15 protein-coding genes and 1 tRNA gene are annotated in these 13,747 nt (G+C 67.7%); 13 read left to right on the forward strand and 3 right to left on the reverse strand.

Annotation, left to right across the window (positions count from 1 at the left end; all coding sequences use genetic code 11):
* Nucleotides 1-18 precede the first annotated feature (18 nt).
* The gene (locus tag ACZYVJ_RS13730) at nt 19-603 is read right to left on the reverse strand and encodes a TIGR03086 family metal-binding protein (protein ID WP_463831490.1); all 585 of its coding nucleotides are present in this window, start codon (nt 601-603) and stop codon (nt 19-21) included.
* A 23-nt stretch (nt 604-626) separates the two neighbouring features.
* Here ACZYVJ_RS13730 and ACZYVJ_RS13735 point away from each other — a divergent pair, with 23 nt between their 5' ends.
* From ACZYVJ_RS13735 to ACZYVJ_RS13750, 4 genes are read left to right on the forward strand one after another with little or no spacing between them, the layout of a single operon-like run.
* A complete protein-coding gene (locus ACZYVJ_RS13735) occupies nt 627-1,451 on the forward strand; it encodes a crotonase/enoyl-CoA hydratase family protein (RefSeq protein WP_463831491.1) in 825 nt (274 codons plus the stop codon).
* Nucleotides 1,452-1,476: 25 nt separating this feature from the next.
* A complete protein-coding gene (gene lipE, locus ACZYVJ_RS13740; protein WP_463831492.1) occupies nt 1,477-2,715 on the forward strand; it encodes a lipase LipE in 1,239 nt (412 codons plus the stop codon).
* A 29-nt stretch (nt 2,716-2,744) separates the two neighbouring features.
* The gene (locus ACZYVJ_RS13745; RefSeq protein WP_007771958.1) at nt 2,745-2,933 is read left to right on the forward strand and encodes a hypothetical protein; all 189 of its coding nucleotides are present in this window, start codon (nt 2,745-2,747) and stop codon (nt 2,931-2,933) included.
* A gap of 37 nt (nt 2,934-2,970) precedes the next feature.
* A complete protein-coding gene (locus ACZYVJ_RS13750) occupies nt 2,971-4,092 on the forward strand; it encodes an Rv2629 family ribosome hibernation factor (RefSeq protein ID WP_463831494.1) in 1,122 nt (373 codons plus the stop codon).
* Nucleotides 4,093-4,095: 3 nt separating this feature from the next.
* On the opposite strand, the gene ACZYVJ_RS13755 is transcribed toward ACZYVJ_RS13750, so the two are convergent.
* Nucleotides 4,096-4,182 (reverse strand) — tRNA-Ser (locus ACZYVJ_RS13755).
* A 37-nt stretch (nt 4,183-4,219) separates the two neighbouring features.
* On the opposite strand from ACZYVJ_RS13755, the gene ACZYVJ_RS13760 reads away from it, so the two are divergent.
* Nucleotides 4,220-5,188: an NAD(P)H-quinone oxidoreductase gene (locus tag ACZYVJ_RS13760; RefSeq protein WP_463831495.1), complete on the forward strand. Its 969-nt coding sequence runs from the start codon at nt 4,220-4,222 to the stop codon at nt 5,186-5,188.
* Here ACZYVJ_RS13760 and ACZYVJ_RS13765 read toward each other — a convergent pair.
* Nucleotides 5,185-6,381, reverse strand: coding sequence for a cysteine desulfurase-like protein (locus tag ACZYVJ_RS13765; protein ID WP_463831497.1), 1,197 nt, complete (start codon nt 6,379-6,381; stop codon nt 5,185-5,187). The two genes, ACZYVJ_RS13760 and ACZYVJ_RS13765, sit on opposite strands and share 4 nt — an antisense overlap.
* 117 nt (nt 6,382-6,498) lie before the next feature.
* Between ACZYVJ_RS13765 and ACZYVJ_RS13770 the strand changes: the two genes are divergently transcribed.
* From ACZYVJ_RS13770 to ACZYVJ_RS13805, 8 genes are all read left to right on the forward strand, one after another.
* Nucleotides 6,499-8,496, forward strand: a complete 1,998-nt coding sequence (locus ACZYVJ_RS13770; RefSeq protein WP_463831498.1) for a DUF6541 family protein — start codon at nt 6,499-6,501, stop codon at nt 8,494-8,496.
* A gap of 78 nt (nt 8,497-8,574) precedes the next feature.
* Nucleotides 8,575-9,027 (forward strand): bacterial proteasome activator family protein, encoded by a 453-nt coding sequence (locus ACZYVJ_RS13775; RefSeq protein ID WP_440342309.1) that lies wholly within the window; start codon nt 8,575-8,577, stop codon nt 9,025-9,027.
* 19 nt (nt 9,028-9,046) lie between these two features.
* Nucleotides 9,047-9,886: a galactan export ABC transporter ATP-binding subunit Wzt/RfbE gene (wzt, locus tag ACZYVJ_RS13780; protein WP_463831499.1), complete on the forward strand. Its 840-nt coding sequence runs from the start codon at nt 9,047-9,049 to the stop codon at nt 9,884-9,886.
* On the forward strand, nt 9,879-10,811 hold the full coding sequence (glfT1, locus tag ACZYVJ_RS13785) for a galactofuranosyltransferase GlfT1 (RefSeq protein WP_463831501.1): 933 nt from the start codon (nt 9,879-9,881) through the stop codon (nt 10,809-10,811). The genes wzt and glfT1 overlap by 8 nt, the downstream gene beginning before the upstream one ends.
* Nucleotides 10,808-11,638, forward strand: coding sequence for a galactan export ABC transporter permease subunit Wzm/RfbD (wzm, locus tag ACZYVJ_RS13790; protein ID WP_463831502.1), 831 nt, complete (start codon nt 10,808-10,810; stop codon nt 11,636-11,638). Before glfT1 ends, wzm begins: the two co-directional genes overlap by 4 nt.
* A 99-nt stretch (nt 11,639-11,737) precedes the next feature.
* On the forward strand, nt 11,738-12,616 hold the full coding sequence (locus ACZYVJ_RS13795; protein ID WP_463831503.1) for a TauD/TfdA dioxygenase family protein: 879 nt from the start codon (nt 11,738-11,740) through the stop codon (nt 12,614-12,616).
* Nucleotides 12,617-12,719: 103 nt separating this feature from the next.
* On the forward strand, nt 12,720-13,199 hold the full coding sequence (locus ACZYVJ_RS13800) for a GreA/GreB family elongation factor (RefSeq protein ID WP_463831504.1): 480 nt from the start codon (nt 12,720-12,722) through the stop codon (nt 13,197-13,199).
* Nucleotides 13,200-13,242: 43 nt separating this feature from the next.
* Complete coding sequence (locus tag ACZYVJ_RS13805) at nt 13,243-13,677, forward strand: GtrA family protein (protein WP_463831505.1); 435 nt, start codon at nt 13,243-13,245, stop codon at nt 13,675-13,677.
* Nucleotides 13,678-13,747 lie beyond the last annotated feature (70 nt).

Raw genomic sequence — 13,747 nt, forward strand, 5'->3', positions numbered from 1 at the left:
CGCTCGGCGAATGCCGCGCTACCCCGCCGGATTGCGGCCGGTGAATGCGACCAACTGCTCGAGCGCGCCGGCGTCCGCCGGGACGTCGACCGGGTCGTCGAATCCGGCTTGGCCGCGTAACTCCGGCCTGATGATCTGACGGGCCAGCCCCAGCACGTACTCGGACAGCGGCTCGGGAGCGTGGATGTCGCGCCCCACCGCGGCGGCATAATCCCAAGCGTGGACCAGGAATTCGATCGACAGGATGCCGCACGCGCTGTTCGCGGGTAACTCGCCCTTACCGAACGGCACCGATCCGTTTAGGCCGTGGCGGTGCCACGCGTCCAGCGCGGGCCGAGCCGCAACGATCACCTGGCGCTCGACCGAATCGCCTTCCGCGCGCTCCGGAATCTCCGCGCCCACCATGCCCCCGAGCGCCGAGATCGAGTTCAGCAGGTGCCCGGTGAGCGCCGACACGTCGAATTCCGCGCACGGCGTCCGGCGCGACAGGTCGTCGGCGGCGATGGTGTGCAGGACCCGCTGCAGCACCCCCAGGGTGTCCTCGGCGCTGTGCAGCTCGTCGGTGGGCGAGGAATGCGGTCCGGGTCGCAAGTCAGGAGCCATATTCGCCACGCTACGGTCTCGATATGGGCCAAGCATACGAATCCGTCACCGTCGAGACGAAAGACCACGTCGCCCAGGTGACACTGATCGGACCGGGCAAGGGCAACGCGATGGGACCGGCCTTCTGGTCGGAGATGCCGGAGCTGTTCGCGGCGCTGGACGACGACCCCGAGGTGCGGGCCATCGTGCTGACCGGCTCGGGCAAGAACTTCAGCTACGGCCTGGACGTGCCGGCGATGGGTGGCTCGTTCACCCCGCTGCTGTCCGGCGACGCGCTGGCCGGCCCGCGCGCGGTGTTCCACCGCGAGGTCAAGCGCATGCAGGGCGCGATCACCGCGGTCGCCGACTGCCGGACCCCAACCATTGCCGCGGTGCACGGCTGGTGCATCGGCGGCGGCGTCGACCTGATCTCCGCGGTGGACATCCGCTACGCCAGCGCCGACGCCAAGTTCTCGGTGCGTGAGGTCAAGCTCGCCATCGTCGCCGACGTCGGCAGCCTGGCCCGCCTGCCCTTCATCCTGAACGACGGACACCTGCGCGAGCTGGCGCTGACGGGCAAAGACATCGATGCGGCCCGCGCCGAGAAGATCGGTCTGGTCAACGACGTGTACGCGGACGCCGACGCCACTCTGGCCGCGGCGCACGCCACCGCCGCGGAGATCGCCGCCAATCCCCCGCTGACCGTGCACGGCGTCAAGGACGTCCTCGACCAGCAGCGCACCGCCGCGGTCTCGGAGAGCCTGCGGTATGTGGCGGCCTGGAACGCGGCCTTCTTGCCGTCCAAGGACCTGACGGAGGGCATCTCGGCGACGTTCGAGAAGCGCCCGCCGCAGTTCACCGGCGAATAACCGGGCGCCACGTACCCTCGCTGAGGTGACGACACCCGACGGCAAGATCCGCCTCCCGGCAGACCTGGACTCCGTGACGGCGATCGGCGCCGAGGACCACTCCGAAATCGACGGCGCCGCCGTCGACCGGATCTGGCAGGCCGCCCGGCATTGGTACAGCGCCGGCTTCCATCCCGCCATCCAGCTCTGCATCCGCCGGCACGGCCGCGTCGTACTGAACCGCGCGATCGGGCACGGCTGGGGCAACGCCCCGAGCGATCCGCCCGACGCGGAGAAGATCGCGGTCACGCCGGACACACCGTTCTGCGTGTACTCGGCGGCCAAGGGCATCGCGGCGACCGTGGTGCACATGCTCGTCGAGCGCGGCGTCTTCTCGCTCGACGACCGGGTGTGCGAATACCTCCCCACGTTCAGCAGTCACGGCAAGGACCGGATCACCATCCGGCACGTGATGACACACAGCGCGGGACTGCCCTTCCCCACCGGCCCAAGGCCGGACGTGACCCGCGCCGACGACCACGAATACGCGCAACAGAAGCTGGGCGAGTTGCGGCCCCTCTACCGTCCCGGGCTGATCCACATGTACCACGCGCTGACCTGGGGCCCCCTGGTCCGCGAGATCGTGTACGCGGCCACCGGCAAGGAGATTCGCGAGATCCTGGCCACCGAGATCCTCGACCCACTCGACTTCCGCTGGACCAACTTCGGCGTCGCGAAGGAGGACGTCCCGCTGGTCGCGCCGAGCCACGCCACCGGGCGGACGCTGCCGCCGGTGGTCGCCCAGATCTTCCGCAAGGCGATCGGCGGAACCGTGCACGAGATGATCCCGTACACCAACTCCCCGGCGTTCCTGACCACCATCATCCCGTCGTCCAACACGGTGTCGACCGCGCAGGAGATGTCGCGGTTCGCCGAGATATGGCGCCGCGGAGGCGAACTCGACGGCGTGCGGGTGATCAGTCCCGAGACCATGTACGGCGCGGTGACCGAATGCCGAAGGCTACGACCGGATTTCGCGGTCGGATTGCAACCGGCCCGCTGGGGCACCGGTTACATCCTGGGTACCAACAGGTGGGGCCCGTTCGGGCGCAACGCGCCGCACGCGTTCGGCAACCTGGGCCTGGTGAACATCGCGATCTGGGCCGACCCGGCGCGCGGACTGTCGGCCGGCGTGGTGAGCAGCGGCAAACCCGGACGGGATCCCGAAGCCCGCCGGTACACGGCCCTGCTGGACACGATCACCGCCGAAATTCCGACCGATTGATCGCGACGACAGTGGGAACACTGCCTGTCATGGCTACCTATCGAGTGCTCGACCCGAAGGGCGAGGTCGTCGCGACCAAGGACATCGAAAGCGCGGACGACGCACACGCATGGTTCGTCGACAACAAGGCCGACAACAGCGAGCTCGGCTGGCGCATGGAAGTCCAGCACGACGGCGAGTGGCATTTCTTCGACGACAGCGAGGGCGATCGAAGCTAGGTGTTTGTCCCCCGGCTCGTGGGGCAACCAACAAAGCATGGACTCGCAACGCTTCCGCAAACTGCTGGACGCACCGGGGCCGTTCGCTTCGGTGTATTTCGACGACTCACACGACACCCATGACGCCGAGGCGCGGCTCGAGCTGAAGTGGCGGGCGATCAAGGAGGAGCTGGAGCGACGGGGCGCCGGCGCGGCGGTCATCGGCCAGATCGAGGACGCGATCATGAATCTGCGCCCGCCGATCGGCCGCAGCGGGCGCGCGGTGATCGCGGGCGCCGACGGCGTGGCGATCAACGAGCACCTTGCCCGGCCCGCCGCCACCGACGTCGTTCGCGTCTCCGAATTACCCTATCTGGTACCGATTCTCGAGCAGAGCTTCGATCACCCGGACTACGTGCTGGCGGTCGTCGACCACAGCGGTGCCGACATCACCACCCACACCGGTGGGACGCTGCGCACCGAGACCGTCAACGGCGGCGGCTATCCCGTGCACAAATCCGCCGGCGCGGAGACCGCCGGCTACGGCGACCCCCAGTTGCGCACCGAGGAGGCCGGCCGCAAAAACGTGCGCGCCGTCGCCGACCGCGTCGCCGAGCTGGCCGACGACAAGGCGATCGAGGTGATCTTTGTGGTGGGTGAGGTGCGCTCGCGCTCCGATCTGCTCGCCGCACTGCCCGAACGCTTGCAGGAGCGTGCGGTGGCACTCGAGATCGGGGCACGGCACAGCGGTCACGACTTCGGCGAGATCGAACACGCCATCGAGGGCGAATTCGTCAAGCGCCAGCTGCGGACGATTGACAATGCGGCGCAGCGCTTTACCGCCGAGATCGGGCGGCAGTCCGGCCTGGCGGCCGAGGGACTCGGCGCGGTCTGCTCGGCGCTACGTCAGGGCGCGGTGGAGACACTGATCATCGGCGACATCGGCGATGCGACCGTCGTCGCGGACGAGGGTCTGACCACGATCGCGCCCGACGAGAACGTGCTGTCCGAGCAGGGCGCCGCTCCCGCCAAGACGCTGCGGGCCGACGAGGCGCTGCCGTTCTCGGCGATCTCGGTCGGCGCCGCCCTGGTGCGCACCGACGAGCGGATCTCCCCGGCCGACGGCGTGGGCGCGGTGCTGCGCTACGCGCCGACGCTGCATCAGAGCGTCGACCGGTAAGAGCGGTGGCGGAGGGATTTGAACCCCCGGACGGTTTTAGCCGTCTCTCGCTTTCAAGGCGAGTGCATTAGGCCGCTCTGCCACGCCACCGCTGATTAGGGTAGCCGGACTCGGTAGCGTGGCCGCCATGCGCGCCATCGTCGCCGAATCCTCCGATCAACTCTCTTGGCAGGAAGTGCCGGACGTTTCCGCCGGGCGGGGTGAGGTCCTGGTCAAAGTCGCCGCCGCGGGCGTGAACCGCGCCGACCTGTTGCAGGCCGCCGGTAAATATCCGCCGCCGCCGGGAGCGAGCGAGATCATCGGCATGGAAGTGTCCGGTGTCATCGCCGATACCGGCTCCGGTGTCGCGGATTGGTCTGTCGGACAAGAGGTTTGCGCGCTACTCGCCGGGGGTGGGTACGCGGAGTACGTCGCCGTTCCCGCCGGCCAGCTGCTGCCGATTCCCGATGGCGTCGATCTGGTGGACGCGGCCGGGTTGCCGGAAGTGGCCTGCACGGTGTGGTCGAACCTGGTCATGACGGCGCATCTCGCCAAGGGGCAGCTGCTGCTGATGCACGGCGGGGCCAGTGGCATCGGCAGCCATGCCGTCCAGGTCGCCCGGGCGCTTGGTGCGCGGGTGGCCGTCACCGCCGGGTCGGCGGAGAAGTTGGAGTTCTGCCGCGAGCTTGGCGCGGAGATCGCCATCAACTACCGCGACGAGGACTTCGTCGCGCGCCTGCAGGAGTTCGGCGGCGCCGACGTGATCTTCGACATCATGGGCGCCTCCTATCTGGACCGCAACATCGACGCCCTGGCTACCGACGGGCAGCTCGTAATCATCGGCATGCAGGGCGGCATCAAGGGCGAGCTCAATATCGGCAAGCTGCTCGCCAAGCGGGCCCGCGTCATCGGCACCACGCTGCGGGGCCGCCCGGTGAGCGGACCGAACAGCAAGAGCGAGGTCGTGCAGGCCGTGACGGCCAAGGTGTGGCCGATGATCGCCGAGGGCCGCGTCCGCCCCATCATCGGCGCCCGCCTGCCCATCCAGCAGGCCGGCGAGGCGCATCAACAGCTGACGTCGAGCAAGGTGACCGGAAAGATCGTCCTGACGGTCTAGCCCAGGGACGCCAGCGCGCGCACCAACTGATCGACTTCGGCCGTCGTCGAGTAGTGCGCCAGCCCGACGGTGACCGCGCCACCGACGTCGTTGACGCCCAATACGTCCAGCGCGCGGGAACTTTCGTTGGTGACGGCCAGAATCCCGTTGTCCGCCAACCGCTGCACGACCCGCTCGGCGGGCACGCCGTTCAAGGCGAAACTGACCACCGGGATCCGCACCTCCGGGCGGCCGATCACCATCACCAACGGCAGCGAGCGCAACGACACCATCAGGTAGTCGTAGATCCGGTTCAAATACGACGTGGCGGATTGCATCGAGACGGCCAGGCGTTCGCGCCGGGTGCCACGTGCGGATTCGTCGAGCGACGCCAGGTACTCGATGCTGGCCACCACCCCGGCGAGCAGACCGAACTGATGCGCACCGATCTCGAGGCGCGCAGGCCCGACGGCCTTGGGATCCGGCGAGATGGAACTGAACGAGTTGAGCAATGCCTGGTCGCGGAACACGATCGCCCCGATCGGGGGGCCGCCCCACGCCGCGGCGTTCACCGCCACCACGTCGGCGTCGGTTTCCTTCATGTCGAGCAGCCGGTAGGGCGCCGCGGCGGAATGGTCGACGACCGCCAGGCCGCCGACATCGTGCACCAGCTTGGTCATCGCCCGCAGGTCGGTGACCGTGCCCAGCGTCCCGGAGGCCGAGGCGACGGCGACCAGCCTGGTCGACTTCCCGATCAACCCCTCCCACTGCCACGTCGGGAGCTCTCCGGTCTCGATGTCGATCTCGGCCCACTTGACCTTGGCGCCGTACCGGTGCGCCGCGCGCAGCCACGGGGCGATGTTGGCCTCGTCGTCCAGGCGGCTGACGATGACCTCATAGCCCAGGCCGGCCCGCGACGACGACGCCTCGGCCAGCGCGGCCAGCAGGATCGCCCGGTCGGCGCCCAGCACCACACCCGCGGGTTCGACGTTGAACAGATCGGCCACCGCGGCCCGCGCCGCCTCCAGAACGGCGGCACTGCGTTGCGCGGACGGGTGTGCGCCCACGGTGGTGGGACCGGACCTGCGGAAGGCCGTCGACACCGTGGTCGCGACGGAATCGGGGACCAGCATCCCGCTCGGGGCGTCGAAGTGTACCCACCCGTCACCCAGGGACGGATGCAGTCCGCGCACCCGGGCGACGTCATATGCCATGTGGGCCACCTTAGAGCTTCCGCTTTTTTGCGAAACTGTGACGGTAGCGGGTGCCACAGACGTTCCGGCCAGTTGGTGGCTCCCGAGCCAGGGCACCCGGCCAGCCATACTAGTCGAGTGGGGCTCTGGTTCGGAACGCTCATTGCATTGTTCTTGCTGTTAGCGCCCGGGGCGATCATCGCACGCATCAGTCAGTTGTCTTGGCCGGTGGCTGTCGCGGTCGGCCCGGCGCTGACCTACGGCGTGGTCGCGCTGGCCATTATTCCGTTTGGTGCCATCGGAATTCCGTGGAACGGCTGGACGGCGCTGGCGGCGCTGGCCGTGGTGTGCGCGCTGATGATCGGGCTACAACTGCTGCTCGCCCGCTACCGCGACCGCGACGCCGAGGCCCGCGGGGTGAGCCGTTGGCCCGCCGTCACGGTGGCGGCGGGCGTGCTGTTGGGCTCCCTGCTCATCATGTGGGCCGCCTACCGCGGCCTGGCCGCCCATTGGCAGACCATCCCGAGCACCTGGGACGCCGTCTGGCATGCCAACGAGGTGCGTTACATCCTGGACACCGGCCAGGCGTCGTCGACGCACATGGGCGAGCTGCGCAACGTCGAGACGCATAAGACGCTGTACTACCCGTCGGTGTTCCATGCCCTGGTCGCGGTGTTCTGCCAGCTGACCGGGGCGGCGCCCACCACCGGCTACACGCTGAGTTCGGTCGCCGCATCGGTGTGGCTGTTCCCCACCAGCGCGGCGATGCTCACCTGGCATCTGCTGCGGCCGCGCACCACCGAATGGCGCTGCGCCGGGGCGGCGGCCACCGCGGCCGCGCTGTCGGCGTCGTTCACCGCGCTGCCTTATGTCGAGTTCGGCGTCGCCGCGATGCCCAACCTGGCGGCCTATGGGGTCGCAGTGCCTGCATTCGTCTTGATCACGTCCACGCTGCGACACCGTGACCGGATCCCGGCGGCCGTGCTGGCGTGGGTGGGCGTGATGTCCGTGCACATCACCGGCGGGGTGATCGTGCTGTTGTTCCTGGTGGCCTGGTGGCTCATGGACGCGCTGTGGCGCCCGGTGCGCGGCAGGCTGACCGATTTCGTCGCCCTGGCCTGCGTTGCGGTGTTCTCCGGACTGATCCTGCTGCCGCAGTTCATCAGCGTCCAGGGGCAGGAAGACATCATTGCCGGGCACTCCTTTCTGACCCACCTGAGCAAGAAGCGGGGACTGTTCGACATGGTCTTTCAGCACTCCCGGCATCTCAACGACTTTCCAGTGCAGTACGGGCTGATCGCGGTGACCGCCATCGGCGGGATCATTTTCCTGGTCAAGAAGATCTGGTGGCCGCTCGCCCTGTGGCTGGTGTTGGTGGTGGTGGGCGTCGACGCCGGAAACCCGCTCGGCGGTCCCGTCGGCGCGGTGGCCGGGATGTTCGGCGAGTTCTTCTACAAGGATCCGCGCCGGATCTCGGCCGCCATCACCCTGCTGCTGGAGCCGATGGCCGGCGTCGCACTGTTCGCGATCGTCGTGGGCGTTGTGGCCGGCGCCAGACGGGTCACCGGCCGTTTCAGACCGTCCCCCGCAAGCGGGAGGCGTCCGCAGCCCGCTCGGGCGTGGATCGCGGCCACTGCGGTCCTGCTGGTGGCGGCCACCGTGCTCACCGGGCGCCACTACCTCTATCGGCACCTGGTGTTGTTCGGCGACAAGTACGACTCGGTGATGATCGATCAGCGCGATCTGATGGCCATGGCGTACCTGGCCAAGCTGCCGGGCGCGCACGCGACGTTGATCGGCAACGCCAACACCGACGGCACCGCGTGGATGTACGCCGTCGCGGATCTGCATCCGTTGTGGACCCATTACGACTACCCGCAGCAGATGGGTCCGGGTCCCAACCGATACATCTTCTGGACCTCGGCCCGCAAGGGCGATTCCGACCCGCGGGTAGTCGAGGCGATCAAAGCGCTCAATATCCGGTACATCTACACCAGCTCGCCGACTGTCCGAGGGTTCGCCGTACCCGAAGGACTAGTGTCACTGGATAAGTCGAAGTCGTGGGCGTTGATCTACGACAATGGCGGTGCCCGAATTTATGAATGGCGCTCAAACGGCACGACGCCACACCCATAGTCCACGAAGGATGGTGAAGAGTTGAGTACCCGCAACGATGACGACGACGTCGAGATCATCGGCGGCGTCGACCCGCGGATGATGGCGCTGGCCGATGACGACGCCGACGAGCGTTCCCTGACCGACCTGGTTGAGCAGCCTGCCAAGGTGATGCGCATCGGGACCATGATCAAGCAACTGCTCGAGGAGGTGCGCGCCGCACCGCTGGACGACGCGAGCCGTAACCGGCTGCGCGAGATCCACGCGACCAGCATCCGGGAACTGGAAGAGGGCCTGGCGCCGGAGCTGCGTGAGGAACTGGACCGCCTCACCCTGCCGTTCAACGAGGACGCCGCGCCGTCGGACGCGGAGTTGCGCATCGCCCAGGCACAGTTGGTCGGCTGGCTCGAAGGACTGTTTCACGGTATTCAGACCGCCCTGTTCGCCCAGCAGATGGCCGCCCGCGCGCAGCTGGAAAAGATGCGCCAAGGCGCCCTCCCTCCGGGCATCGGCAAGCCGGGCGGCGCGCCCGGACACGGTCAGTACCTGTAGCGAACGTGAGTAGTTGACGGTGGCGGGTCCTCACATCGAGACGCACAACGCGTGGGTGGAATTTCCCATCTTCGATGCCAAGTCGCGCTCGCTGAAGAAGGCCTTCTTGGGCAAGGCCGGCGGCACCATCGGCCGCAACAGCTCCAACGTGGTGGTGGTCGAAGCGTTGCGCGACATCACCATGTCCCTCGAGCTTGGCGACCGGGTCGGACTGGTCGGCCACAACGGGGCGGGGAAATCGACTCTGCTGCGCCTACTTTCGGGCATCTACGAACCCACCCGGGGCTGGGCGACGGTCACCGGCCGGGTGGCGCCGGTCTTCGATCTCGGCGTCGGCATGGACCCGGAGATCTCCGGTTACGAGAACATCATCATTCGCGGCCTGTTCCTGGGCCAAACGCGAAAGCAGATGCTGTCCAAGGTCGATGAGATCGCCGAGTTCACCGAACTGGGCGACTACCTGTCGATGCCGCTGCGCACCTATTCCACCGGCATGCGGGTGCGGCTGGCGATGGGCGTGGTCACCAGCATCGACCCCGAGATCCTGCTGCTCGACGAGGGTATCGGCGCGGTGGACGCCGACTTCCTGAAGAAGGCGCAGTCGCGGTTGCAAAGCCTGGTGGAGCGCTCCGGAATCCTGGTGTTCGCCAGCCATTCCAACGAATTCCTGGCCCGGTTGTGCAAGACCGCGATGTGGATCGACCACGGCGTCATCCGCATGTCCGGCGGCATCGAAGACGTGGTGCGCGCCTACGAGGGGGAGGACGCGGCCCGGCACGTCCGCGAGGTGCTGGAAGAGAACCAGCAAGCGAATCGGGTCGAGACGCCCCTGGCCCAAAGAGCATCCGGGGATGAGTGAGACCGTCGTCGCCGTCGTCGTCACCCACCGGCGCCCCGACGAGCTGGCCAAGTCGCTGGATGTGCTGAGCACGCAGACCCGGCAGCCCGATCACCTCATCGTGGTGGACAACGATTTTTCCGGTGAAAGCACAGACTCCGGCCGGATCCGCGAACTGGTTGCCGGCCAACCGATCCCGACCACTTACCTGGGATCGCGCCGAAACCTCGGCGGCGCGGGAGGTTTCGCGCTGGGCATGCTGCACGCGTTGGCTCAGGGCGCCGACTGGGTGTGGCTGGCCGACGACGACGGGCGCCCGCAGGATTCCAACGTCCTGGCCACCCTGCTGTCCTGCGCCGAGAAGCACGGCCTGGCCGAGGTATCGCCGATGGTCTGCAACTCCGACGATCCGCAGCGGCTGGCGTTCCCGCTGCGACGCGGTCTGGTATGGCGCAGGCGCACAAGCGAATTGCGCACCGAGGCGGGTCAAGACCTGCTGCCCGGGATCGCTTCGCTGTTCAACGGTGCCCTGTTCCGGGCGGCCACCCTGGACGCGGTGGGCGTCCCGGATCTGCGGCTGTTCATCCGCGGCGACGAGGTGGAGATGCATCGCCGGCTGGTGCGATCCGGCCTGCCGTTCGGAACCTGTCTGGACACGATCTACTTGCACCCCTGCGGATCTGATGAATTCCGCCCGATTCTGGGTGGTCGCATGCACACCCAGTATCCCGACAACGACAGCAAGCGGTTCTACACCTACCGCAACCGCGGCTACCTGCTGTCGCAGCCCGGCCTGCGCAAGCTGCTGGTGCAGGAGTGGGTGCGGTTTGGCTGGTTCTTCCTGGTGACCCGTCGCGACCCGCGCGGCCTGCTGGAGTGGATCCGGTTGCGGCGCTTGGGACGTCGCGAGCAGTTCGGCAAGCACGATGCGGAAGGTTCCCAATGACGTTCCTCGACGCGGCGGCACAGTCGCGGACCTTCACCCGCGCCCGGGCCGATCTCGTCGACGGCTTCCGTCGCCGCGAGCTCTGGCTGCACCTGGGCTGGCAGGACATCAAGCAGCGCTACCGCCGCTCGGTGCTGGGGCCGTTCTGGATCACCATCGCGACCGGAACCACGGCCGTCGCGATGGGTGGGTTGTATTCCAAACTGTTCCATCTCGAGCTGTCGCTGCACCTGCCGTACGTGACGCTGGGGTTGATCATCTGGAACCTGATCAACGCCGCCATTCTGGAGGGCGCCGACGTCTTCGTCGCCAACGAGGGACTGATCAAGCAGCTGCCGACGCCGCTGAGCGTGCACGTCTACCGACTGGTGTGGCGGCAGATGATCCTGTTCGCGCACAACATCGTCATCTACGTCGTCATCGCGATGATCTTCCCCAAACCCTGGTCGTGGGCCGATCTTTCGGTGATCCCGGCGCTGGCGCTGATCGTGCTCAACTGCATATGGGTGTCGCTGTGTTTCGGCATCCTGGCGACCCGCTACCGCGACATCGGCCCGTTGCTTTTTTCGATCGTGCAGTTGCTGTTCTTCATGACGCCGATCATCTGGAACGACGACACGCTGCGACAGCAGGGCGCCGGCCGGTGGTCGAAGATCGTCGAACTCAACCCGCTGCTGCACTATCTCGATATCGTCCGCGCCCCGCTGCTCGGGTCGCATCAGGAACTGCGGCACTGGGCGGTGGTGCTGGTGTTGACGGCCATCGGCTGGCTGATGGCGGCGTTTGCGATGCGCCAATACCGCGCGCGGGTGCCCTACTGGGTGTAGCCCCCTGGCGGTTGCTCGACGCCCTGGCGGCTTGCTTGCCGGGGACCCGATTCGGGTGGACAGTCGTGCTCAGACCTCGAATGCGATGGAGGGCGCGCGATGGACATCGTGCCGTTGGGCCCTGGCTTTGCCGCGGAATTGCGCGGCGTGACCATCCACGAGGTTGCGGCGGCCGACGCCGCATACGCGGCGGTGCGCGCGGCCTTCGAGGAGCATTCTGTTCTGGTCTTTCGTGACCAGGACGTCACCGATGAGGCACAACTCGCCTTCACGCGCCGGTTCGGCCCACTCGAGGTCACCAAGGCGGGGTCGGTGGGCGCCGGCAGCAACCTGGTGGTCCTCAAGACCCTCGACGAGGAGGGCAAAGTGGTGCCGGAGGATCACCGGCTCACCCTGGAAAACAGGGCGAACCAACTGTGGCACACCGACAGTTCGTTCAAGCGGGTGCCGGCGCTCGCTTCGGTGCTGTCGTCGCGCATCGTTCCGCCACGGGGAGGCGAGACCGAGTACGTCTCGACGCGGCTTGCGTTCGAGCGTCTCGATCCGGCGCTGCAGCGGCAGTTGGAGAATTCCTTCGCCTGGCACGAATACGCCTTTTCGCGCGCCAAGATCGCGCCCGACCTGGTCGGCCCGGTTGAGCGGGCGGCGCTGCCGCCGCAATGTTGGCGTCTCGTTTGGCAGAACCCGGTCAATGGCCGCAAGGCGTTGTACATGGCCTCGCACACGTTCGCGATCGAGGGCATGGCGCGGGTAGCGGCGCAAGAGTTGCTAGCCGAGCTGACTCAGGCGGCGACCGTCCCCGGCGCGAGCTATCTGCACGCGTGGCGCGAGGGTGACGTGGTGATGTGGGACAACCGCGCGATCATGCACCGCGGCCGGCCGTGGCCGGCGCGGGAGCCGCGCCACATGGTGCGGAGCACGATTGCCGCGACGGCGTGGGACGGGCTCGACGCGATGCATGCGCCGACGCGCCAGTGACACGCCACTCCGACGGCCACGCCGCCGATGATGGTGGCGGGGCGCCTCATCGTGGTGTCACACTGGAACGCCATCTGAGCAACCGGGCGAAAGGTCCACCGACGTGAGCAAAAAGGCCCCATCAGCAGCGGACGCCGCGCGGAACAACCTCGAAGCGGAGCTGGACCGGCTACGGCAACGGCGTGAGCGGCTCGAGGCAGAGGTCAAGAACGACCGGGGCATGGTGGGCGATCACGGTGACGCGGCCGAGGCGATCCAGCGCGCCGACGAACTGGTGGTGCTCACCGACCGGATCAGCGAGCTGGACCGGCGCCTGCGGACCGGCCCGTCGGCAACCGACGCGTCGGAGACGCTGCCCGGCGGGACCGAGGTGACCCTGCGGTTCGCCGACGGTGAAGTGGTCACGATGCACGTGATCTCGATCGTCGAGGAGACACCCGTCGGCCGGGAGGCCGAGACGTTGACCGCGCGCAGCCCCCTGGCCCAGGCACTGGCCGGGCGCAAGCCCGGGGACATGGTCACCTACTCGACGCCGCAGGGCGAGAACCAGGTCGAGCTGATCTCGGTCAAGCTGCCCCGCTAACGCTTGCCGGGGAGCGCCCGCCGGCCCCGTTAGACTCCCCTCGATGGTTGCCCCGTTGCCCGATTCCGCATCAGAGGACGTGCGCCCGCACTTGAGCCTGACGACGCAGGTCACCCGATTCGTCGTCACCGGCGGCCTGGCGGGGATCGTGGACTTCGGGCTCTACCTGCTGCTGTGGAAGGTCGTGGGCGTCCAGGTCGACCTGTCCAAGGCCACCAGCTTCATCGTTGGCACCGTCACGGCGTACCTGATCAACCGCCGCTGGACCTTCCAGGCGTCTCCCAGCACCGCCCGGTTCGTCGCGGTCATGGTCCTCTATGCCGTCACGTTCGCCGTGCAGGTCGGGCTCAACCACGTGTGCCTGGCGCTTCTGCACTATCGCGGCTGGGCGCCGCTCGTCGCGTTCGTGATCGCGCAGGGCACCGCGACGGTGATCAACTTCGTCGTGCAGCGGGCCGTAATCTTCCGCATCCGCTGAGCCGCCATCGGCCCAGCCTGGATTGCCCGCCTCCTCAGCGGGACGCCTGCGTCCCGCATCGTCGCCGGAG

Source organism: Mycobacterium sp. IDUB_3, assembly GCF_055419585.1.

Excerpts from the sequence above, each read along its gene's own strand:
- ACZYVJ_RS13765 (WP_463831497.1), bottom strand. The coding sequence starts at position 6,381 with ATGGCATATGACGTCGCCCGGGTGCGCGGACTGCATCCGTCCCTGGGT.
- glfT1 (WP_463831501.1), top strand. The coding sequence starts at position 9,879 with ATGAGTGAGACCGTCGTCGCCGTCGTCGTCACCCACCGGCGCCCCGAC.
- ACZYVJ_RS13735 (WP_463831491.1), top strand. The coding sequence starts at position 627 with ATGGGCCAAGCATACGAATCCGTCACCGTCGAGACGAAAGACCACGTC.
- ACZYVJ_RS13805 (WP_463831505.1), top strand. The coding sequence starts at position 13,243 with ATGGTTGCCCCGTTGCCCGATTCCGCATCAGAGGACGTGCGCCCGCAC.
- ACZYVJ_RS13750 (WP_463831494.1), top strand. The coding sequence starts at position 2,971 with ATGGACTCGCAACGCTTCCGCAAACTGCTGGACGCACCGGGGCCGTTC.
- ACZYVJ_RS13760 (WP_463831495.1), top strand. The coding sequence starts at position 4,220 with ATGCGCGCCATCGTCGCCGAATCCTCCGATCAACTCTCTTGGCAGGAA.
- ACZYVJ_RS13795 (WP_463831503.1), top strand. The coding sequence starts at position 11,738 with ATGGACATCGTGCCGTTGGGCCCTGGCTTTGCCGCGGAATTGCGCGGC.
- wzm (WP_463831502.1), top strand. The coding sequence starts at position 10,808 with ATGACGTTCCTCGACGCGGCGGCACAGTCGCGGACCTTCACCCGCGCC.
- ACZYVJ_RS13775 (WP_440342309.1), top strand. The coding sequence starts at position 8,575 with ATGATGGCGCTGGCCGATGACGACGCCGACGAGCGTTCCCTGACCGAC.
- ACZYVJ_RS13730 (WP_463831490.1), bottom strand. The coding sequence starts at position 603 with ATGGCTCCTGACTTGCGACCCGGACCGCATTCCTCGCCCACCGACGAG.
- ACZYVJ_RS13745 (WP_007771958.1), top strand. The coding sequence starts at position 2,745 with ATGGCTACCTATCGAGTGCTCGACCCGAAGGGCGAGGTCGTCGCGACC.